The following is a 19,220-nucleotide window of genomic DNA, read 5'->3' on the forward strand; positions in this document are numbered from 1 at the left end:
GGTGGCCGAAACAGTAGGCTGTGATCCGTGAGCGACGCAACCGACTACGACCTGAGCATGATGCTGCGCGCGTTGGTGATGGAGTCGAACCGGTTCCTGGAGATCTTCAGCGCCGCCCACGAGTTGCATCCCACGGACATGACCGCGCTAAACCTGATCATGACGACCCCGATGACGCCGGGTTCGCTCGCGAAGGCCCTGAACCTCAGCGCGTCGGCCACGACGTCCGTGCTGGACCGCCTGGAGAAGGCCGGTCACGTGGTCCGCGACCGCGACCCCGGCGACCGCCGCCGGGTCGAGCTCCGGGTGCTCGACAAGGCGACGGCATTGGCCGCGACGTTCTTCCAGCCGCTCGCGCGTGGCTACGCCGCCGCGTGGGGGCGGATGAGTGCCGAGGAGCGTCAGGTCGTCGCGCGGTTCCTCACCTCGACGATCGAGGCGACGACCCGCGTGCGTGAAGAGGTCAGCTGAGCCGACCCGGTGGCAACCGCCGCCCGCACACGAGCAGCAGCAGGTCCTGCGCCTCGCCTCTGACCGGCGTGCCCTCGCCGAACGTCCAGTCCAGGTCGGTGGCCTCCAGCCGCTTGCCCTTCAGGTCCGCTCCGAAATACCTGATGTGGCCGGGCTTCACGCCCCCGAGCACGATGCTCAGCCGGTCCGCCGGGACCTTGCGGTCCAGGCCGAGCGCGACCGTGATGTCGAGGCCGTGGATGACGTCGTGCGAGAGCGCGCCCTCCGGCCCGCCGCCGGGTGGCGTCCACGGGTGGTCGATGTTGGCTTTGAGTGCGTCGAGCAGGTCGCTGGTCGAGCACGTCCGGGCGTCCGCGCGAGCCATGCGGTCGGAGGCGTGGTTGAACCGGCCCGCCGACTTCAGCGTCTCGACCAGGACGCGTTTGACCGACGAGCGGAACGGCAGCGTCGTGTGGGCGACGACGTGCTTCACGCTCCAGCCCTCACACAGGCTCGGCGCGTCCCACTGTTGGTGCGTGAGGCCGCTCAGGAGCTCGGCCTGGTCACGTCGTTCGGCCGCCACCGCGGCCCGGATGTCCAGCGTCATGCTCTGGTGTACGGATCGCACGGTCCGTACTCATCGGTCGGCGTAGGGTCCGGTGCATGATCGAGGCGCTGGAGGCGTTCCGGATCGAGCTGACCGGCTATTGCTACCGCATGCTCGGTTCCGGCTACGAGGCCGAGGACGCCGTGCAGGAAACACTTGTGCGCGCATGGAAGTCGTTCGACAGCTACGACTCGTCGCGTGCGTCTCTGCGGACTTGGCTCTACCGCATCGCCACCAACATCTGCATCGACATGCTGCGGTCCGCTCAGCGCCGCGCCCTGGCCGTCGACCTGGGACCTTCCGGCGGTGATCTCGGTGAGCCGCTGCCCGGCCTCGCGTTCGTGCAGCCCGTACCGGACGCGCTGGTGCTGCCCGAGGACCAGGCGATCCGCCGCGAGACCGTGCGGCTGGCGTTCGTGGCCGCTCTGCAGCACCTGCCGGCTCGGCAGCGCGCGGTGCTGATCCTGCGCGACGTGCTGGCGTGGCAGGCCTCCGAGGTCGCCGCGCTGCTGTCCGTGTCGGTCGCGGCGGTGAACAGCGCTCTGCAACGCGCGCGGGCGTCGATGCGGGCCGTCGACCCCGGCGAGCCGTTGAACCCGGCGGATCCCGTGCAGCAGTCGCTGCTCAGCCGCTACTGCGAGGCGTTCGACCGGCATGACATGCGGACCCTGGTGGCGCTGTTGCACGAGGACGCCACGATGTCGATGCCGCCGTTCAGCTGGTGGCTGCGCGGGCGTGGACCGATCTCGGTGGTGCTGAACTCCCCCAACGCCGCGTGCGAGAACGCTTGGCTGGTACCGGTGCGGGCGAATGCCTCGCCGGCGTACTGGCAGCTGCGGCCGGGGATGGAACAGCCGTTCGGGCTGGTGTTCCTCGACGTGCGGAACGGGCTGGTCACGGGCACCACGACATTCCTCAACGTGGACGAGCTGCTGCCGATCTTCGGCTCACCGATGAGTTCCGGGCGGCCGGCCCGTATCTCCGTGGACGACTAGGAGGAATCCATGGCGATCCAGCCCATCATCGTGACGCCCAACCTCGAGGCGGTGCAGGCGTTCTACGAGCAGGTCTTCGGCGCGACCGAGGTGTTCCGGCACCCGGCGGAGGGGCCGGTGTTCTACCAGGCCCTCAAGATCGACGACTCCGAGCTGGGCCTCGTCGCGCAGGACACCGACCTCTCGGCGGCTCCGCGGGTCCTGCTGAGCATCGGGGTGGCCGACGTCGACGCGGTGCTGACGCTCGTCGAGCCCGCGGGCGGGCGGGTGCGGGGGCCGTCGAACGACATGCCGTGGGGGCAGCGCGTGGCGCACGTGTTCGATCCGGACGGAAACCCGGTCAACCTCACCCAGGAGCTCTAGCAGGGCGGTGACCTGCTAGAGCCCGGGTCCACCCTAGGCTGGTCGTCGTGATCCGGATCGTGCCGTCGGACGAGGTGCCGTGGGAGGACGTCGAGGCGATCTTCGACGGCTCCGAGCCCGGCAAGTGCCACTGCCAGCGCTACAAGGTCAAGGGCTGGATGTGGCGCGACTCGACGTTCGACGAGCGTTACGCCGCGCACGAGGAGCAGTCCGCGCGGGGCAGTGGGCTGGTGGCCTATGTGGACGACGAGCCCGCCGGATGGGTGGCGGTCGAGCCGCGGTGCGACTACGCGAAGCTCCTCGACCTGCCCATTCCGTGGAAGGGCCGCGCCGAGGACAAGGACGACGACGGCGTGTGGGCCGTGACGTGTTTCGTGGTGCGCAAGGGATTCCGGCGGCAGGGGCTCACGTACGAGCTGGCGGCGGCCACCGTCGGCCACGCTCGCAAGCAGGGTGCTCGTGCCGTCGAGGCGTACCCGATGATCGCCGTGCCCGGTCAGAACGTCACGTGGGGCGAGATGCACGTCGGTGCGCGGCAGGTGTTCGAGGAGGCCGGGTTCGTGCAGGTCACGCACCCGACCAAGCGGCGTTTCGTGATGAGGGTGGACTTCTGACGCGGTTCGGCGAGATCGCGGCCTGACCGAGCGTCTTCCCGCGCCGGCCGCGGATGACGGGGACCTACTTGTCGCGGCAGTGTCACGCCCGAGACGACGCCGGCGCCGCCACGGTCTCGCCCCGGAGTCGCGGGGCGAGACCGTGGCGGGCACTTCCTGCGGCTAGACCGCCCCGACGAGGTCGCGGCGCCTGGCCGGCTCGGCTGACCTGCGGATGCGGCCCCACGGCTTGAACACCGACAGGAAGTAGGCGATCAGCAGCAACGTCGGCGCGACCACGACCGGGTACATCATGTCGGACGGCGCCACCGCGGCCGGGTCGCCCGCCAGCATCCGTTCGCCGATCCGCGCGGCTTCCTCGACGCCGGGCCTGAGCGAGAACGCGATCAGCAGCGACATGCCGACGTTCAGGACCAGCTTGATCGCGACCCACCAGTACCGCACAAGCCCGTACTTACTGCCGAGGCCGAGCACGACGCCGGAGATCATGCACACGACGCTGGCACCGAGCATCGGCCAGATCGCGAACAGGCCGATCGCCTGGATCGCCACGCCCGCGGTGCCGACGTCCTCTGTGGACAGTGCGACCACGACGAGGATCCCGAGTGCGAGGTCGATGCCGAGCCACGCCGCCGCCGACAGGATGTGCATGAGCAGCACGCCTTTGCGGGCAGGACCGCTGAGCTTGCGGGTGGTAGTCATCGCGGTGCACTCCTTCTCTCGTGGTGTCGCGTCCTACTCTCGCCACCACCAACCCGCGCTTCATCCGCTCATGCTCTGATCTCGCGTACGTCAGTTTGCGTACGCGTCTGCGCGCCGGCCATCGAACGTCAGCAGGCGGCTCAGCCGGGCAGCGGCCGGAGGCCGTCGATCAGGAGGTTCAGCAGGCGACCGGCCTGGGCTTCCTGCTCGGGCCGGGGGGCCACGGTGAAGATGCCGATGAGGGCGGCGGCGATGTCCTCGGCGGTGACGTCGGAGCGGAGGTCGCCCGCCGCGTGTCCGGCGTCGAGAATCGTGGTGATGGCGCCCAGCAGGTCGGTGCGGGTCTGGGCGTGGGCGATCTCCCCCGACTCGATCATCGCGAGCAGCGTGTCGAGCATGCCGTTCTTGGTCGCGATCCAGTCCCCGAACAGGTCCATCCAGCGCCGCATCGCCGCGGCCGGAGGCAGCCGGCTGAGCAGCTCACGAGCGCCGGTCGTCAGTCGCACGACCTGGTCCCGGTAGACCGCGTCGACCAGCGACTCGCGGGTCGGGAAGTGCCGGTAGAGCGTGGCGATGCCAACCCCGGCCTCGCGGGCGATCGCACGCATCGACGGCTCGGCGTCGGCCGACCCGAACATCCGCGTCGCCACCGCGAGCAGCTGGTCGCGGTTACGCGTCGCGTCCGCCCGTGGTCCGCGTACACCCGTCTCAGCTAAAACGGATCGCGCTCCGGTTGTGTTAGAGTCGTCCATGTAAACGGAGCATAGTCCGTTTCTCTGCGTGACCTTCATTCCAAGGAGACAGGCGCACATGCAGCGACAGAGCGATCACCCGCGGACGGACACGAGCAGGGCGGTCCAGCTCGACTCGTTCGGCGGCCCCGAAGTCCTCGTCCTCCGCGAGGTTCCCGCTCCGCAGGCCGGCCAGGGCCAGGTCCGCGTGCGGGTCACCGCGGCCGGTCTCAACCCGATGGACTGGATCATGACCGCCGACGCGGACACCGCCGCCCGGTTCGGCCTGAGCCTCCCGGCCGGGTTCGGAACCGACTACGCGGGAGTGGTCGACCAGGTCGGCGACGGCGTGACCGGCTTCGCGCCGGGCGACCGGGTGTTCGGGGGCGCCCTGTCCCGCGCGGTAAGCGACTTCGTGGTGGTCGACGCGGCCGGGGAGACCGCGGCGAACGAGGTCCATCACACCCCCGGCGGCGTCGACGACCGCACCGCCGCCGCCCTCACGATCGCCGGCCGCACGGCCTCCGCCGCCCTCGCCGTGGTCGGCCCCGGCCCGGACGACACGGTGCTGATCGGCGGCGCGGGCGGCGGGGTCGGGGTGTTCGCCGTCCAGCTGGCCCGGATCGCGGGAGCGCGCGTGATCGGGACGGGATCGGCGACATCGGCCGACTTCCTGCGCGATCTCGGAGCCGAGCCGGTCACTTACGGCGACGGCCTGGCCGACCGGGTCCGAGCCCTCGCTCCCGGCGGTGTCACCGCCGCCATCGACCTGCACGGGACGGAGACGGTGCACACCGCGAGGGAACTCGGCATTCCGGACGGCCGCATCTGCACCGTCGCCGCGCAGGTCGACGGCGTGCGCGCGGCCAACGGCGCCAATGCCGCTCCCGGCGCCCTGGAAGAGATCGCTCGCCTGGTCGCGGCGGGCCGGCTGCGGGTGCCTGTCGGGGCGAGCTTCCCGGTCGAGCAGATCCGCCGCGCGGTCGAGCTCCAGGCCGCCCGGCACGTGCAGGGCAAGGTCGTCATCGGCCTCTAGACCCGCGTTCCGCACATGGGGGTTGATCAACTTTGGTGATCATTTCCGAGGTGGGATTTGATCATCTTCGCCTGGTTGGATCAACCTCTAGCAGGGCCAGGAGTGTGGCCTGTAGTGGTGGTGGTTGCGGGATGCCGGGAGGTTCGTTCGCGGTGGCAGGGATGAGCCGGAGCCGGGCCAGCGCCTCGAAGATCAGCCGGCCGGTGGGTTTGGCGGGGCGTCCGACGTAGAGTCCGTCGAGTGTGGTGTGCGGGGCGATCGCGAGTCGTGTCTGACGTTCGATCAGGCAGAAGATCAGCAGTGCCAGGCAGATCACGGTGATCAGCGCGGCGATGCGCCGGTTGTTCTTGAGGAACAGCGGCACCACCGCGAGTGGTCCCTTGAACGCGCCGTAGCGGCGTTCGACGGTTTCCTGGCCCTTGTAGCGGCGCAGCACTTCGGCCGTGTCGGCGTCGGCGGGATGAAGGTTGGTCAGCAGCGCGTGCCAGCCGTCGAGGGCGGCCTCGGCGGCCAGGGCCTGGTCGTCGAACTCCCAGGCCAGGGCGGGTTTGCTGGTGGCGGGGTCGGTGCTCACCGTGGCGCGCAGCAAGGCGCTGACCCGGCGGGCCTTGCTGATCGTGGCGATCCGGGCGGTGACTGACGCGGCGTCGGGATAGTGCCGGCTGCCCAGCCCGCGTGCCAGCCGCCCCAGGTCGGCGCGGGCCTGGGCGAGTTTGCGTTCTCGTGCGGTGACGGCGGCCTGGGCGCGGGCGGTGGAGTGCACGAACACCCGGCGCAGCGTGAGCACGGGGTCCTTCTTGCGGGGCCCGGTCAGCGTCATAGTGTCCTCGAGCACCCGCCACCGGCCCTGCTCGGCGGTAGGCTTTCCCAGGTCTCGTTCGGCCACGTGGTCGACCTCGACTGCGGCGTGGATGTCCAGCGTGGCAAGGACAGCGGCCGGGACGTAGGTCTTGGACGCGGGCGCCAGGAACGCGACACCGGCATCAGCCATCGCCACAAGGTTGCTGTAGGACACCAGTTTGGAATCCCCGACCAGCAAGAAGTCCCGCGGCGCGGCCATTTTCGTCAGCGCGGTCATCGCCGCGACGACCTGAGTCACCTCGCCGGCGTTGCCGTCGTAGGCGCGGTGGAACACCGGGACCGCGCCGTCGGAGGTGACCGCCAGCCCGGCCTGGATCTGTTTGAGGTCGTGGCGGCGGTCTTTGGGGTGGCCGTACTTCGGGGCCGGGTAGTCCTCGTCGTTGCCGGCGAAGTCCCCGTGCAGGGAGATCGAGGTCATGTCCCAGTGCAGCCGGGACACCTCCAGCCCGAACGCCGAGATCGCCTGGGCCCCAACGGATCCGATGATCCCGTCCAGCTCGGGCGCGATCGCGTCCAGCGCCCGGCCGATCCGGTCGTCGTTGAGCAGCTCGGCGGCGATGCCGAAAACCTCCTCGACCGCCCACTGGCCGGCCCATTCCGATACCCGGACCAGCGGCGCGGGCGAGGTGAGCCGGTTCGCGATCAGCGCCTCGATCACCTGGCCGTGGCTCAGATGCGCGAGATCACGCACCGGACACGCCCGGTCGATGATCCCGGCCAGGTCCAGGCGGCGGCAGTAGTCGGCCACGACCGGCAACGCGCCCAGCGACTTCTCCAGCCTCGCCGTCACATACCGGGCCCGCTGTCCACGTTGATCCACGACCGGACACCCTGGCAGAACTCCCTGATCAGGCAGCCACTGGGCCGCCTGATCAAGTCACTCACTTCTATGTGCGGAAGACGGGTCTAGATCACGGCCGTCGCGATGACGAAGGCGATGTCATCGGCACTGGCCGGGCGCGACGGCCTCTCGCCCACCGAGAGGCCGGGGCCAGGCCCTTCTCGTTGCAGGCGTGGATGACGGCGCGGCCGGGTGACCTCATCCGCTCGACCAACCGCGTGATCGCCGGCATCGGCGTTCCCGATGCCGGGGCCGTACCGGGGTGACGCGACCGCGTCCGACCACCTGCGTTACCCGTAGGCGTTCGTGGCCAGGTCAACCGGCCTGCTCTGCCCGCCTCGGCGGCCGCCGCCCAAGCGGCCGGTGAGCTGGACAACGCACTAGCCACCGGGCGTGACGATGCCCCTCTCGTAGGCGAACACGACGGCGTGCGTGCGGTCGCGCAGGCCGAGTTTGGTCAGCACGCGCGAGACGTGCGTCTTGACCGTCGTCTCCCCCAGGAACAACGTGGCGGCGATCTCGGCGTTGGACGCGCCCTTGGCAAGTTCCACCAGCACCTCGAACTCGCGGTCGGTCAGCTCGGGCGGCCTGGTCCGTTCGCGGGCCGCGGTGCTGAACCGGGCGATCACCCGGCGCGTCACCTCGGGCGAGAGCAACGCGTCGCCGCGCGCGACGACCCGCACCGACTCGACGAGGTCTTCGGGTGAGGCGTTCTTCAGCAGGAAGCCGCTGGCGCCGGCCTGCAGCGCCTCGAACAGGTAGTCCTCGCGGTCGAAGGTCGTGAGGATGACGACGCGGGTGCCCTGGCCCGTGGAAAGGATCTGGCGGGTGGCTTCCAGGCCGTCCATGCGGGGCATCTGGACGTCCATCAGCACGACGTCCGGCCGCAGCGACGCGACGAGTTCCACGGCCTGCGCACCGTCGCCCGCCTCACCGATCACCTCGATGCCCGGCTCGGTGCCGAGGATGACGCGGAAGCCCGCCCGGACCAGGTCCTGGTCGTCGGCCAGCACGACTCGCAGACTCACGCCTTCTCCTCCAACGCCGTCGGCAGCGACGCACGGATCAGATAGCCCGCGTCACGCCGTGGTCCTGCCTGCAGCGAACCGCCGTGCACGGCAAGGCGTTCCCGCATGCCGACAAGTCCGAAGCCGGTACCGGTGGTGGCCGGGCGGCCGCGGCCGTCGTCGGCGATCTCCAGCTCCAGAGCACTGTCCAGGAAGCGCATCCGGACGTCGACGTGCTGGGCGTCCGCGTGTTTCACCACGTTCGTGAGTGCTTCCTGAACGACGCGATAAGCCGATAACGCGACGCCGGACGGCACCTCTCTCGGTGCGCCGTACACGCCGTGCGAGACCTCCAGGCCGGCGGCGCGGGCGTTCTCCAACAACTCCGGCAGGTCGTCCAGGCCAGGAGCGGCCTTGAGGTCGGTGTCCGCGTCGGCACGCAGGACCCCGAGCAGGCCGCGCAGCTCGCTGATCGCGGTCCGGGCGGTCTGCTCGACGGTCTGCAACGCGTCACGGGCGAGGGCCGGATCGGAGTCGAGGACACGGCGGGCGGCACCGGCCTGGATACCCATCACGGACACGTGGTGCGCCACGACGTCGTGCAGGTCGCGGGCGATCCGCATCCGCTCGGCCGCGATGGCGCCGCGGGTGTTCTGCTCCTGCGACCGCCGCAGTTCCTCGGCCTGGAACTCGAGCTGCGCCCGGCGCCGGGCACCCGACCACGCCATCTCCCCCACCACGTAGGCGAACAGGAAGAAGAAGATGTTGAACTCCAGTCCGTAAAGGACGGAGGCGAGCACCGGATCCAACGGCCCGGCGGCGTCCTCGAACTCACCCTTCGGCCCGATGAGGGCGCGGACGAGGTTGAACCCGAGCCACAGGAACATCGCGCCGATGACACCGATGCGGGACCAGCGCGCGACGAGACGGTTCTGCTCCCACGCGCCGACGGTGAAGATCGCGAGGAAGAGGATCGCGGACGGCACCATGTTGTCGCCGACCTGGTTCCACTGCGCGGCGATGAACAGCGTGGACACCACGAGCATCACGGCCAGCGGGTACCGGCGGCGCACCACGAGCGGCAGGGACAGGGCGAGCATCCACGCGAGCTGCACCGGCAGTTCCGGCGCGGTCTTGAAGGCGAAGGCGCCCATGCTGTTGACCAGCGTGGTGACCTCGACCGCGCACAGCAGCACGATCACGGCGATGCCGATGTCGCGCCGCCGTTGCACCGGCGTCGGGCCGGGCCGCCGCCACTCGTTCCACACTGGCTCTTCCACCGGCTCAAGGTACCTGCCACGCGTTTCGCCGCGGGCAGCGTTCCGCCGGCCTGTGGACAACTCGCGATCAAGGTGGGCGGGTGGTCCACACCGGACGCCGTGCGGACGACATGCCGGGCGGACCACCCGCGGTCCGGAACCCGCACGAGGCCCCGGACGCCACGCTCAGAGCTGGTTGACGCGGACCAGGTTGCCGGCCGGGTCACGGAACGCGCAGTCCCGCACTCCCCAGGGCTGGTCCTCTGGCTCCTGCAACACCTCGCCCACGCCCGTCTCCTCGACCCAGGCCCGCGCCCGGTCGAACGTGCCCTGCAGGTCCTTCGACGCGAGCGACAGTGCCGTGTAGACACCCTTCGCCATCAGGACGGCGATCGTGCGGCGCTCCTCGTCGCTCACGCCGGGGTCGGCGGCGGGCGGGTGCAGCACGATGCCGGTCTCCGGCTGGTCGGGCGGGCCGACGGTGATCCAGCGCATGGTGCCCTGGCCGACGTCCTGGCGGACCTCGAAGCCGAGCGCGTCGCGGAAGAAGCCGAGGGACTTCTCTGGGTCGTCTGCCGGCAGGAACGCCGCGGCGATGATGACTGACATGACGATGAACCTAATCTGGCGAACCGGTCGCCGCTTCTCGATTCCTGATCGGCCGCATCACGGCCTTGGCCAGACAGTTCGGGATGCCCTGCCCGTCGGTGGCCGCGACCTTCCGGTACTGGCTCGGCGACATGCCGACGAGTTCGGAGAAGCGCGTGCTGAACGTGCCGAGCGAGGTGCAGCCGACCTCGAAGCAGACGTCGGTGACCGACATGTCGCCGCGGCGCAGCAGGGTCATGGCGCGCTCGATGCGGCGGGTCATCAGGTAGCTGTAGGGCGACTCGCCGAACGCGGCGCGGAACGCGCGGGAGAGGTGGCCCGCGGACAGGTGCACGCCGCGGGCCAGCGCCGCGACGTCAAGGGGTTCGCGGTACTCGCGGTCGATCCGGTCGCGGACCTTGCGAAGCAGGAGCAGTTCCTGCAGGCGCGGGTCTTGGGCGGTCACGACGGACAGCCTAAGCCCCGCGCCTGACAGATCGCTGACGAACGGGAACCAGCGACCTCGTGGTGGGGCTCGGACCGTCGCCGGGCGAACTCGCGGGTCAGACTGGTGCCGCGAGGCGCCCTGCTGAGCGCGAGTCACCCAGCCAACGGTCCGAGCCGCGCCGCTAGCAGGCGCCCTGGTCGCGCCAGACGCCCCACTCACCCGTGGTGCCGGGCTCCTCGTTCTGCGTCCACCACTGGGCCCGCCACTTGCGGCCCTTGTGCGACACCTCGTTGCCACCGGTGTAGACCTTGCCGCTCTCCCACGCGGGCAGAGCGCAGACCGGCGGGTTCGACGTGGTCGTCGTCGTGCTGGTCGTGGTCGAGGTCGGCGAGGTGCCGCCGCCGATGCGCGGGTAGTCCGCCGAGATCGCGTACGACTGGCCGCCGAAGGTGAACACGAAGTTCGACGGCGTCGAGATCGGCAGCTGGTAGCTGACGGTCATCTCGATCGACGCGCCCGGCGCGAGCGACTGCCACGACGGCAGCGTGAGCTCCGCCTTCTGGAAGTCTCCCTTCAGGCCACCGACGTTGGGCCCGCTGTGCCCCTTGGACACGACCTTGAGCCCGAACCCGGACTGGTCGGCCATGCTGCCGGGGGCGCTGGTGCCGTAGTCGAACGCGATCTTCGTGCCACCGGGGATCGTCACCTGCGAACGGTTGGTGAACTTGATCTTCGGCGTGATCGGGTAGTTGTTGTCGCCCAACGCGAAGCCGTGGATGTCCACGTCGACCGCGAGGGACTGCGTCTGCTGCGTCGTGGCCTTCGAGGCACCGTAGGGCGCGGCGCCGTTGAGGCCCGTGTTGATGGTCGACAGCAGCGTGTCACCCATGAAGTACTCGTTCTTGGCGGAGTCGAACCGGTAGTCGCCGGCGAGCTCCCAGATCATGATGCCGCCGAGACCCTTGTCCCGCACGTACTTGGCCTTCTCGGCGATCGACTGCTCGGTCTCCGTGGAGAGGAACACCTTCTTGTCGTTGTTCCACAGCCACGGCGACTTCAGCGTCGAGTCGTAGTGCGGCGTGTACGTGCCGGTCAGGCGGTCGGCCGGGTCGTTGGCCGGGTCGAGGCCGTACTGCGAGGAGTACGAACCGGTGATCTTGGCTTCCAGGTTCTTGGTGTGCCACAACGGGTTCACGCCGGACGGGACCTCGGCGCCACCGGCGGTGACGTCGTGCCAGAGGTTGTCGACACCGGTCGCGCCGTTGCCGCACGGCGTGGTCGAGCCGACCGAGGAACCGGTGCCGGGCGGGCACTGTGACTGGTTCGGCAGCGCCGCCTTGCCCCACAACCCGTTCGTGCCACCGGTGACGCCCTGCCAGCCGCGCGAGTAGAACGGCACGCCGATGTTGATGCGTCCGGCCTGCATGGCGCCGCGGTAGTAGTGGTACGCCCAGTCGGTGTTGAGGTAGCCCATGCCCTCGTACTGCGGGGCCGTGTACACGCCACCGGCCGAGAGCTCGCCGTCCTTGCCGTCGTCGTAGAGAGCGGCGTTCGGGCCGACGAAGTGGTTCCAGGAGCCGTGCAGGTCGTAGCTCATGACGTTGAGGTAGTCGAGGTACTTGACGACCTGGTGCGTCTCCTGGCCGCGCAGCAGCCAGCCCGAGGCGGGCACGGCGGCGGTCAGCAGGTAGTGCTTGCCGTCGGCGGCACCGGCGCGGTCGAGCTTCTCCCGCAGGGTCTTCATGATCGCCTGGTAGCCGGCCCACAGCGTGCCGCGGTTGGCGTTGGAGATCCAGAAGTCGTCCGGGTTGCCGGCGTGGTTGTTCGACGTCGCGTACTCGTAGTCGATGTCAGCGCCGTTGAAACCGTACTGGCGAAGGAAGGAGACGACGCTGTCGGCGAAGGTGTCGATCGCTGCCTGGCTCTGGCCGAGCTTGTAGAAGCCGCCCGAAGCGTTGCGCGTGCCGTCGGCGTTGAAGAAGCCACCGGTCTCCGCCCAGCCGCCGACCGAGATCAGCGTCTTGACGTCCGGGTACTGCTTCTTGAACTTGGTGAGCTGGTTGAAGTGCCCCTTGTAGGACAGTGACGGGTCCATCTCGGCGCCCGCGACGCCCGGCCACTCCATGCCGATGGACGAGTTGGTCGCGCTGTTGGCACCGACCGAGATCTTGTTCTGGGCGTCGATGTGCGCGAACGCGTAGTTCAGGTGCGTGACCTTGTTCCAGGGGATGTCCTTGGCGAGGTACCCGGGCTGGCCGTTCTTGCCGGTGCGCCAGCTCGTGAAGTACCCGATCACGCGACGGGACTTGTCGCCCATCTTCTCGCGGCCGGCGGTGTCGTAGACCGTGCAGTACGGCGCTTCGACACCCGGCGTCTTGTACAGGCCGTCCGGCCGGCAGTCCTCGTGGGCTGCGGCTGCGGTCGGCGCGTTGGTCACAGCTATCACGGTCCCGGCTAACAGGGCTAGCACCGGGACCACTCTGGCAAGCAGTCGCAAGGGAAGGACCTCCTGGCTAGGGCGGCGGCCACTGCCGGAACGGTAAAATGGTCCAGACCTTTGCGTCAATAGACGATCACTGACAATGAGTGTCAGTGAATCGGTTTAGCTCTCACTTCTCGATCCGTCACGGCGCTGCCGCGCGCAGAGCCACCGACGGCGCCTGCCCGGCGGCAGCGGTTGTCCCACGGCGGCGGCGAGACGCGGGAGGCGAACTTGCGCACGCGCTACTCCCGCGCCCGGTCCCAGCCGGTCAGTGGTGGTGCTGGTGGACGACCGCGTGGCCCTTGCCGCGCGCGATCATCCAGCGGTTCACCGGCACCGTCACCACGAACGCGACGGCCAGCGAGAACGCCAGCGCGGCCCAGAACACCCAGTTCGCGAGGCCCGAGTCCATGGCGCCGGGCACGAGCAGCATCACCGCGTTGTCGACGACCTCCATCACCGCGATCGACACGGTGTCCGCCGCGAGCGCGACGCCGAGGGCCGCCTTGAAGGCGAGGCCCGAGCGCAGCACCGGACGGATCGTCAGCGAGTAGCCGAACACGAACGCGAGCGCCACGGCGAGCGCGATCGTCGCGAGGTTGCCCCAGCCCAGCGCCGTGCCGATGACCATGCCGAGCACCTCGCCGATCGCGCAGCCGGTGAGGCAGTGCAGCGTCGCGGAGATCGCCTGCCTGGTCAGGCTCGCGGGAGCGTGGTCCATCTCGTCCTCCTCCATCAGGGTCGAGCCGACCGTACCCCTAGGGGGTATCGGTATCAAGACATGCCCTCGTAGGGTGTGTCCCATGACGAGGCGCCGGGTCACCCAGTGGGTGCTGCTCTGCACGCTCGTCTTCGCCGTCGTCGGAATGCACCATGTCGCGGCGGCGGAAACTCCGCACGCCGGGCACACGGTCTCCCACCACCAGGCACCTGAACAGCCGCACGACCACGACCTGCTGCACCTGTGCCTCGCGGTGCTGGTCGCCACGGCCCTCGTGCTGCTGGGCTGGTTCCTGGTCCGGACGGCGCCCACCCGGCTCGCGGCGCACCGGACCGAGACGCCGCCGAGCACTCCCCCACGTCCGCCACCGGGCGGAAGACAGCTCCTCACGACTCTCTGCGTGCTGCGGAACTGAGTTCGCCAGTCCACTCGGCACTGTCCACACACGCAGAGAGAAGAAGACAACCGTGAAGAAGTCCCTCATCGGGGCTGTCGTCGGCATGCTCGTTCTGAGCGCCTGCGGCGGTCCCGCGAACTCGGCTGCCGACGTGACGTTCGCGCAGAGCATGGTCCCCCACCACGAGCAGGCGCTGGACATGGCGGAACTCGTGCCGTCCCGCAGCGGGAACGACAAGGTGCGCGACCTGGCCGCCCGCGTCGAGAAGGCGCAGGGCCCGGAGATCACTCAGCTGAACGAGTGGCTGAAGCAGTGGGGCGCGACGACTAAGAACGAGCACGAAGGCCACGACATGGCCGGGATGATGAGCCACGACGACATGGCGAAGCTGGAGCAGCTCACCGGCGCCGAGTTCGACCGGCTGTGGCTCGAGATGATGATCAAGCACCACGAGGGTGCCGTCGAGATGGCGAGGACCGAGGTCGGCCAGGGCAAGGACGAGAACGCCAGGAAACTCGCCCAAGCCATCATCGACGGGCAGCAGCAGGAGATCACCGAGATGAAGGATCTGCTGAAGACCCTGTGAGCTGACCGATCCGGGTGAGCTACCCGATCTGGGTCAGCGCGAGCCCGCCCGCCATCAGCACGGCGCACGCCAGGCCGTGCACGACGGGGTTGCGGACCAGCAGCGCCACGAACTCCCGCAGGAACGCGCTCGGCACGAAGTACCACGCCGTGGGCGCGCCGATGACCTGCAGCCGCAGGCCCTGGTTGCGCGAGAGCACGGCGGTGCGGAACACGTGGTAGTTGTTCGTGACGGCGACGACCCGGCCGTTGAGACCCCGCTCGGCGAGCAACGCCTTGCTGTAGCGGAGGTTCTCCTCGGTCGTGGTCGCCTGGTCCTCCAGCACCACGTCGTCGGCGGGCACCTCGCGTTCGAGCAGGTAGCTGCGCATCGCGAAGGCCTCGGACACGTCCTCGTCCGCGCCCTGCCCGCCCGACACGACGATCACGGGTGACCGCCCCGCCTCGCGGTCGCGCCGGTACAGCCGCAGTGCGCGGTCGAGCCGGTTCGCGAGCAGCGGCGGCACCCGTGATCCGATCAGGCCGGCGCCGAGCACGACGATGCCGTCGAACCCGTGGCGGCGGCCCGTGCGGCCATAGATCACCGAGTACAGCAACAGGCTCACGAACAGGAACGCGATGTACGCCGACACCAGGAACAGACCGATCGCGATGCCGCGGATCCAGTCGCTGGGCTGGGTGATGCCCCACGCGAAGTAGACCATCTCGCCGAGCAGGGCGAGGCCCGCGAGCAACGACAGCAGGTTGGCCAGCGACCTGCCCTCGCGGCGGAGCATCACCAGGCCGTTGGCCAGCAGCGCGAGCGGGAGCAGCAGCAGTCCCAGCACGGCCAGCGCGAACCCGAGCAGCAACGGCAGGCTCACCACCGGGTTGTCCTGCCCGGCCTCGGCGAGCAGCAACAACAGCATCACCAGCGAGATGCCGAGCCAGATCGCATTGCTCAGCCGGCGGCGGTCGCGCACCATCCCGTAGACGAAGAACGCGGCGGGGATGAGGAAGAGGACGCTGGCTAGCACCGGCCAAGGATAAGGCCGGTGATCACTCGCTGCTCTCGGGCTCCGCCGCAGGCTTCGGACGCGGCCTCAACGTCACCGCGCCCGCCGTGAGGTCGAGCGGACCGGTCTCCTCGTAGTCCTCGCCGGTGCCCGCGTCCGTCGCCTCACGACGGACCTTGGGTCCGGGGAACAACTCACCCAACTGTCCCATGCTCGCGAGGTTACCCTCAGAACAGAGCGATGAGCAGCACGATCAGCGCGATCGCGACGGCGATCGGGATCCACATCCCCCGCTGCGGCCTGCGGTAGTGGCTGCGGACCGTGGTGGTGCGGAAGAAGCTGTTCGGGGCGCTGCGGCGGTGGCGGCTGACCCAGGGCATCTCGTCCTCCTGACAGTGGCGGTCAGCCAGGGGGTACCCCGATCGCGAGCCGCTCCTGTACTCCAGCCAGCCCAATCCTCACCACCTCGGGATCTCCGATGTCGTTGCCGTGGAGGACCTCGTGCCACGGACCGAGCTGGTGCCAGATCAACGCCCGCTCGCGCAGTCGTGGAGTGACGCCGTAGGTCTCGGCGAGGGCGTTCGCGAACTCGGGTGGGGTGGAGTGCAGCGCCCACGCCAGGTCGATCGCCGCGTCGCCGACGTGCAGGTCGCCGAAGTCGATCACGCCGGTCAGCACACCGTCGCGGCCCAGCACGTGCTCGGGCCCGAGGTCACCGTGCACGAGCGTGTCCGCGGGCAGGCCGCCGATCTTGGCGAGGAGCCGTTCGCCGCCGGGGACCCGGACCTCCGCCCGGAAGCGCGCCATCGGCAACGACATCGGTCCGGCTCCCAGCCGGGAGGCCTCGGCGACGGGCGCCGCGTGCAGCGCTCGCAGGAACTCGCCCAGCTGCCGGCCCTGCACCGCGGTGAACTCCACGACCTCCTCACCGGGCACCAGCTCGTGCCGGACGACCAACGGCTCCTCGGACACGACCACGGGCACCGGAACGGGCAGCGGCAGCCTCGGCGCGAGCCACGGCATCACCACCGACTCGCGCACGAGCTGCGGCCCGATCCCGGGGCGGCGCGGCCGCCGTTCCACCCAGCGCCCGCCGACCAGGACGGCGATGCTGTCCCAGCCCTCACCGAGGTACGTCACGCGCCCAGTGTTACCAGGACGGACCGCGCGTCCGAAGCGACTTTCGCCCGTGCGCGCTCCTCCCCGGCTGACCTGGCGTGCACCGTGCAGAATCTCGCTGTGGCCGCCACCGTCTCCTCCAAGCTGCTGTCGTTGCTCGGCACCTTCGACAGCCGCCACCGCCGCCAGACCCTCAGCGGCATCGCGCGGCGCAGCGGGCTGCCGATCAGCACCACGCACCGGTTGCTGGCCGAGCTCGCGGAATGGGGTGCGGTGCGGCGCCTGGAGTCCGGTGAGTACGTGATCGGGCGGCGGATCTGGCGGCTCGGGCTGCTGGCTGCGGGCGAGGTCGACCTGAGCCGGGTCGCGGAGCCGTTCCTGCACGACATCCACGCCGCCACGCGGGCGGTGGTGCACCTCGCGGTCCGGGAGGGGACCGAGGTGCTCTACCTCGACCGGGTGTCCGGGCACGCGTCGGTGCCGATCGTGAGCACGACCGGCAGCCGGTTGCCGTTGCACTCGACCGGGGTCGGGAAGGTGTTGCTCGCGCACGCGCCGGCGGAGGTGCAGGAGGAGGTGCTGGCCCGCGGGCTGACCCGGATGACGGCGTTCACGGTCACGGAGCCGGGCCGGATGCGGGCACAGCTGCACCGGATCCGGCGCGACGGGTACGCGCAGACGTTCGAGGAGATGACGCTCGGGGCGTGCAGTGTCGCGGTGCCGGTGGAAGTGGAGGGGCACGTCATCGCGGCGCTCGGGATCGTGGTGCCGGACCTGCGCAACGTGCGGGCGCGGCTGGTGGCGGCGTTGCAGGTCGCGGCGCGCGGCATCGCGCGGATGTTGGAGCCCACTTTCCACCCACCGGAAGACGGGTCTGGATGATCCAGTCGCTTACCGCTTGAATCCTCCACCGTGGCAAGCGAAAAACGTGAGCTCTTCATCGGCGGCGAAAGCGTACCCGCGCTCGACGGCCGCACCACCGACGACCTCAACCCCTTCACCGGTGAGGTCCACGCCGTCGTCGCCGCCGCCGGGCCCGCGGACGTCACGCAGGCCGTCGACGCGGCGCAGGCGGCCTTCGCGGGCTGGGCGGCGACGTCGCCGTCGGCCAGACGCGGGATCCTGCTGCGCGCCGCCGACGGGCTGGAGGCCAGGACCGCCGAGATCGTCGCGCTGATGGCGGCCGAGGTCGGTGGTGCCGGTGGGTGGGCCGGGTTCAACGTCATGCTCGCGGCGAACATCCTGCGCGAGGCGGCCGCGGCGGTCACCCAGCCCGTCGGCGAGGTGCTGACGACGGAGACGCCCGGCCTGCTGTCGCTCGCGGTCAGGGAGCCGCTCGGGGTGGTCGCGGCGTTCGCGCCGTGGAGCGCGCCGATCATCCTCAGCGCGCGGGCCGTCGCCGCGCCGATCGCCGCCGGCAACACCGTGGTGCTCAAGCCGAGCGAGGACGCGCCGATCGCGGCCGGGTTGCTGATCGCGGACGTGCTGCACGAGGCCGGGCTGCCGGCGGGCGTGGTCAACGTCGTGACGAACGCGCCCGCGGACGCGGCCCCGGTCGCGGAGGCCCTCATCACCGACCGCCGCGTGCGCGCCGTGAACTTCACGGGCTCCACGGAGGTCGGTCGGATCGTCGGAACCCTTGCGGCACAACATCTCAAGCCGGCGGTGCTGGAGCTCGGCGGCAAGAACTCGTTGCTGGTCCTCGACGACGCCGACCTCGACCACGCGGTCGACGCGGCGACGTTCGGCGCCTTCAACAACGCCGGCCAGATCTGCATGTCGACCGACCGCGTCCTGGTGCACCGATCGGTCGCCGAGGAGTTCACCGCGAAGCTCGCCGCCAAGGTCGGTTCGCTGCCGCACGGCGACCCCGCCGACCCCGGCACCGTCATCGGCCCGGTGATCAACCCGCGCGCCGCCGGCCGCGTGGCCGCGCTGGTCGCCGAGGCGGTCGAGAACGGCGCTCGGGTCCGGGCGGGCGGCACCGGCGGCGCCACCGTGCTCGACCAGGTCACGCCGCGGATGCGCATCTTCCAGGAGGAGATCTTCGGCCCGGCCGTCATCGTCGTCCCCGTCACCGACGACGACGAGGCCGTGGCCATCGCGAACGACACCGAGCACGGCCTCGCCGCGGGCATCCTCACCGAGGACTCCCGGCGCGGCCTCGCCCTCGCGCGACGCATCCGCACCGGCATCGTGCACGTCGGCAACCAGACGGTGGACGACGAGCCGCAGGCGCCGTTCGGCGGGGTGAAGTCCAGCGGGTACGGCAGGTTCGGTGGCCGCTGGGGCATCGAGGCGTTCTCCGCGACCCGCTGGGTCACCGTCGCGAGCGAGCACGGCCACTTCCCGTTCTAGAACGACTTCGGGCCGCCGGTCACCCCCGTTCTCGAGTGGGTTGCCGGTGCCGGAGTTCCGG

General features: G+C 70.0%; 23 protein-coding genes. 9 read left to right on the plus strand and 14 right to left on the minus strand.

The features are described from left to right. Positions 1–27: 27 nt before the first annotated feature. Positions 28–471, plus strand: coding sequence for a MarR family winged helix-turn-helix transcriptional regulator (locus tag ACRSBM_RS19810; RefSeq protein WP_434445099.1), 444 nt, complete (start codon positions 28–30; stop codon positions 469–471). Here ACRSBM_RS19810 and ACRSBM_RS19815 read toward each other — a convergent pair. Then, complete coding sequence (locus tag ACRSBM_RS19815) at positions 464–1,078, minus strand: maleylpyruvate isomerase family mycothiol-dependent enzyme (protein WP_434445100.1); 615 nt, start codon at positions 1,076–1,078, stop codon at positions 464–466. The two genes, ACRSBM_RS19810 and ACRSBM_RS19815, sit on opposite strands and share 8 nt — an antisense overlap. A 35-nt stretch (positions 1,079–1,113) precedes the next feature. On the opposite strand from ACRSBM_RS19815, the gene ACRSBM_RS19820 reads away from it, so the two are divergent. The 3 genes from ACRSBM_RS19820 to ACRSBM_RS19830 are packed head-to-tail and all read left to right on the plus strand — an operon-like array spanning position 1,114 to position 3,029. Further along, the gene (locus ACRSBM_RS19820) at positions 1,114–2,052 is read left to right on the plus strand and encodes an RNA polymerase subunit sigma-70 (RefSeq protein WP_434445101.1); all 939 of its coding nucleotides are present in this window, start codon (positions 1,114–1,116) and stop codon (positions 2,050–2,052) included. Positions 2,053–2,061: 9 nt separating this feature from the next. Further along, positions 2,062–2,415, plus strand: a complete 354-nt coding sequence (locus tag ACRSBM_RS19825; RefSeq protein ID WP_434445102.1) for a VOC family protein — start codon at positions 2,062–2,064, stop codon at positions 2,413–2,415. A gap of 47 nt (positions 2,416–2,462) precedes the next feature. Next, the gene (locus ACRSBM_RS19830) at positions 2,463–3,029 is read left to right on the plus strand and encodes a GNAT family N-acetyltransferase (protein WP_434445103.1); all 567 of its coding nucleotides are present in this window, start codon (positions 2,463–2,465) and stop codon (positions 3,027–3,029) included. A 162-nt stretch (positions 3,030–3,191) separates the two neighbouring features. Here ACRSBM_RS19830 and ACRSBM_RS19835 read toward each other — a convergent pair whose 3' ends face one another. Both ACRSBM_RS19835 and ACRSBM_RS19840 read right to left on the minus strand, forming a co-directional pair. Further along, positions 3,192–3,731, minus strand: a complete 540-nt coding sequence (locus tag ACRSBM_RS19835) for a hypothetical protein (RefSeq protein WP_434445104.1) — start codon at positions 3,729–3,731, stop codon at positions 3,192–3,194. Between the two features lie 140 nt (positions 3,732–3,871). Continuing rightward, complete coding sequence (locus tag ACRSBM_RS19840) at positions 3,872–4,483, minus strand: TetR/AcrR family transcriptional regulator (protein WP_434445105.1); 612 nt, start codon at positions 4,481–4,483, stop codon at positions 3,872–3,874. A 58-nt stretch (positions 4,484–4,541) separates the two neighbouring features. On the opposite strand from ACRSBM_RS19840, the gene ACRSBM_RS19845 reads away from it, so the two are divergent. After that, positions 4,542–5,498: an NADP-dependent oxidoreductase gene (locus ACRSBM_RS19845; protein ID WP_434445106.1), complete on the plus strand. Its 957-nt coding sequence runs from the start codon at positions 4,542–4,544 to the stop codon at positions 5,496–5,498. Positions 5,499–5,559: 61 nt separating this feature from the next. On the opposite strand, the gene ACRSBM_RS19850 is transcribed toward ACRSBM_RS19845, so the two are convergent. From ACRSBM_RS19850 to ACRSBM_RS19880, 7 genes are all read right to left on the minus strand, one after another. After that, positions 5,560–7,179, minus strand: a complete 1,620-nt coding sequence (locus ACRSBM_RS19850) for an IS1634 family transposase (RefSeq protein ID WP_434445107.1) — start codon at positions 7,177–7,179, stop codon at positions 5,560–5,562. A gap of 401 nt (positions 7,180–7,580) precedes the next feature. Beyond that, complete coding sequence (locus tag ACRSBM_RS19855) at positions 7,581–8,228, minus strand: response regulator (protein WP_434445108.1); 648 nt, start codon at positions 8,226–8,228, stop codon at positions 7,581–7,583. Next, a complete protein-coding gene (locus ACRSBM_RS19860; protein ID WP_434445109.1) occupies positions 8,225–9,487 on the minus strand; it encodes a sensor histidine kinase in 1,263 nt (420 codons plus the stop codon). Before ACRSBM_RS19860 ends, ACRSBM_RS19855 begins: the two co-directional genes overlap by 4 nt. A 165-nt stretch (positions 9,488–9,652) precedes the next feature. Beyond that, positions 9,653–10,075, minus strand: a complete 423-nt coding sequence (locus ACRSBM_RS19865) for a VOC family protein (protein ID WP_434445110.1) — start codon at positions 10,073–10,075, stop codon at positions 9,653–9,655. A 10-nt stretch (positions 10,076–10,085) separates the two neighbouring features. Beyond that, positions 10,086–10,520, minus strand: a complete 435-nt coding sequence (locus ACRSBM_RS19870; RefSeq protein WP_434445111.1) for a helix-turn-helix transcriptional regulator — start codon at positions 10,518–10,520, stop codon at positions 10,086–10,088. Between the two features lie 163 nt (positions 10,521–10,683). Next, positions 10,684–12,948, minus strand: coding sequence for a glycosyl hydrolase family 18 protein (locus tag ACRSBM_RS19875; protein ID WP_434453136.1), 2,265 nt, complete (start codon positions 12,946–12,948; stop codon positions 10,684–10,686). Positions 12,949–13,252: 304 nt separating this feature from the next. Next, complete coding sequence (locus ACRSBM_RS19880; protein WP_434445112.1) at positions 13,253–13,705, minus strand: DUF4396 domain-containing protein; 453 nt, start codon at positions 13,703–13,705, stop codon at positions 13,253–13,255. 82 nt (positions 13,706–13,787) lie between these two features. Here ACRSBM_RS19880 and ACRSBM_RS19885 point away from each other — a divergent pair, with 82 nt between their 5' ends. Both ACRSBM_RS19885 and ACRSBM_RS19890 read left to right on the plus strand, forming a co-directional pair. Further along, the gene (locus ACRSBM_RS19885; RefSeq protein ID WP_434445113.1) at positions 13,788–14,120 is read left to right on the plus strand and encodes a hypothetical protein; all 333 of its coding nucleotides are present in this window, start codon (positions 13,788–13,790) and stop codon (positions 14,118–14,120) included. 52 nt (positions 14,121–14,172) lie between these two features. Next, positions 14,173–14,688, plus strand: coding sequence for a DUF305 domain-containing protein (locus tag ACRSBM_RS19890; protein WP_434445114.1), 516 nt, complete (start codon positions 14,173–14,175; stop codon positions 14,686–14,688). A 19-nt stretch (positions 14,689–14,707) separates the two neighbouring features. Here ACRSBM_RS19890 and ACRSBM_RS19895 read toward each other — a convergent pair whose 3' ends face one another. Genes ACRSBM_RS19895 through ACRSBM_RS19910 form a run of 4 tightly spaced genes read right to left on the minus strand, consistent with a single transcriptional unit; the run spans position 14,708 to position 16,822 of the window. Beyond that, on the minus strand, positions 14,708–15,703 hold the full coding sequence (locus ACRSBM_RS19895; RefSeq protein ID WP_434445115.1) for a YdcF family protein: 996 nt from the start codon (positions 15,701–15,703) through the stop codon (positions 14,708–14,710). A gap of 22 nt (positions 15,704–15,725) precedes the next feature. After that, positions 15,726–15,893 (minus strand): hypothetical protein, encoded by a 168-nt coding sequence (locus ACRSBM_RS19900; RefSeq protein WP_434445116.1) that lies wholly within the window; start codon positions 15,891–15,893, stop codon positions 15,726–15,728. A gap of 16 nt (positions 15,894–15,909) precedes the next feature. Next, positions 15,910–16,062 (minus strand): hypothetical protein, encoded by a 153-nt coding sequence (locus ACRSBM_RS19905; protein ID WP_434445117.1) that lies wholly within the window; start codon positions 16,060–16,062, stop codon positions 15,910–15,912. A 22-nt stretch (positions 16,063–16,084) separates the two neighbouring features. Next, positions 16,085–16,822, minus strand: coding sequence for a phosphotransferase (locus tag ACRSBM_RS19910; protein WP_434445118.1), 738 nt, complete (start codon positions 16,820–16,822; stop codon positions 16,085–16,087). 99 nt (positions 16,823–16,921) lie between these two features. Between ACRSBM_RS19910 and ACRSBM_RS19915 the strand changes: the two genes are divergently transcribed. Both ACRSBM_RS19915 and ACRSBM_RS19920 read left to right on the plus strand, forming a co-directional pair. Further along, the gene (locus ACRSBM_RS19915; RefSeq protein WP_434445119.1) at positions 16,922–17,683 is read left to right on the plus strand and encodes an IclR family transcriptional regulator; all 762 of its coding nucleotides are present in this window, start codon (positions 16,922–16,924) and stop codon (positions 17,681–17,683) included. A gap of 30 nt (positions 17,684–17,713) precedes the next feature. Beyond that, entirely contained in the window at positions 17,714–19,159 is a 1,446-nt protein-coding gene (locus ACRSBM_RS19920; RefSeq protein ID WP_434445120.1) for an aldehyde dehydrogenase family protein, read from the plus strand. The last annotated feature ends 61 nt before the right edge of the window (positions 19,160–19,220 follow it).

Source organism: Lentzea xerophila (assembly GCF_051094245.1).
In the GTDB taxonomy this organism is placed as follows: Bacteria; Actinomycetota; Actinomycetes; order Mycobacteriales; family Pseudonocardiaceae; genus Lentzea; species Lentzea xerophila.

What these genes read in the sequence shown, in the direction of transcription:
- ACRSBM_RS19820 (WP_434445101.1), top strand. Translation starts at nt 1,114, where the DNA reads ATGATCGAGGCGCTGGAGGCGTTCCGGATCGAGCTGACCGGCTATTGC.
- ACRSBM_RS19825 (WP_434445102.1), top strand. Translation starts at nt 2,062, where the DNA reads ATGGCGATCCAGCCCATCATCGTGACGCCCAACCTCGAGGCGGTGCAG.
- ACRSBM_RS19835 (WP_434445104.1), bottom strand. Translation starts at nt 3,731, where the DNA reads ATGACTACCACCCGCAAGCTCAGCGGTCCTGCCCGCAAAGGCGTGCTG.
- ACRSBM_RS19840 (WP_434445105.1), bottom strand. Translation starts at nt 4,483, where the DNA reads ATGGACGACTCTAACACAACCGGAGCGCGATCCGTTTTAGCTGAGACG.
- ACRSBM_RS19845 (WP_434445106.1), top strand. Translation starts at nt 4,542, where the DNA reads ATGCAGCGACAGAGCGATCACCCGCGGACGGACACGAGCAGGGCGGTC.
- ACRSBM_RS19865 (WP_434445110.1), bottom strand. Translation starts at nt 10,075, where the DNA reads ATGTCAGTCATCATCGCCGCGGCGTTCCTGCCGGCAGACGACCCAGAG.
- ACRSBM_RS19880 (WP_434445112.1), bottom strand. Translation starts at nt 13,705, where the DNA reads ATGGACCACGCTCCCGCGAGCCTGACCAGGCAGGCGATCTCCGCGACG.
- ACRSBM_RS19885 (WP_434445113.1), top strand. Translation starts at nt 13,788, where the DNA reads ATGACGAGGCGCCGGGTCACCCAGTGGGTGCTGCTCTGCACGCTCGTC.
- ACRSBM_RS19900 (WP_434445116.1), bottom strand. Translation starts at nt 15,893, where the DNA reads ATGGGACAGTTGGGTGAGTTGTTCCCCGGACCCAAGGTCCGTCGTGAG.
- ACRSBM_RS19905 (WP_434445117.1), bottom strand. Translation starts at nt 16,062, where the DNA reads ATGCCCTGGGTCAGCCGCCACCGCCGCAGCGCCCCGAACAGCTTCTTC.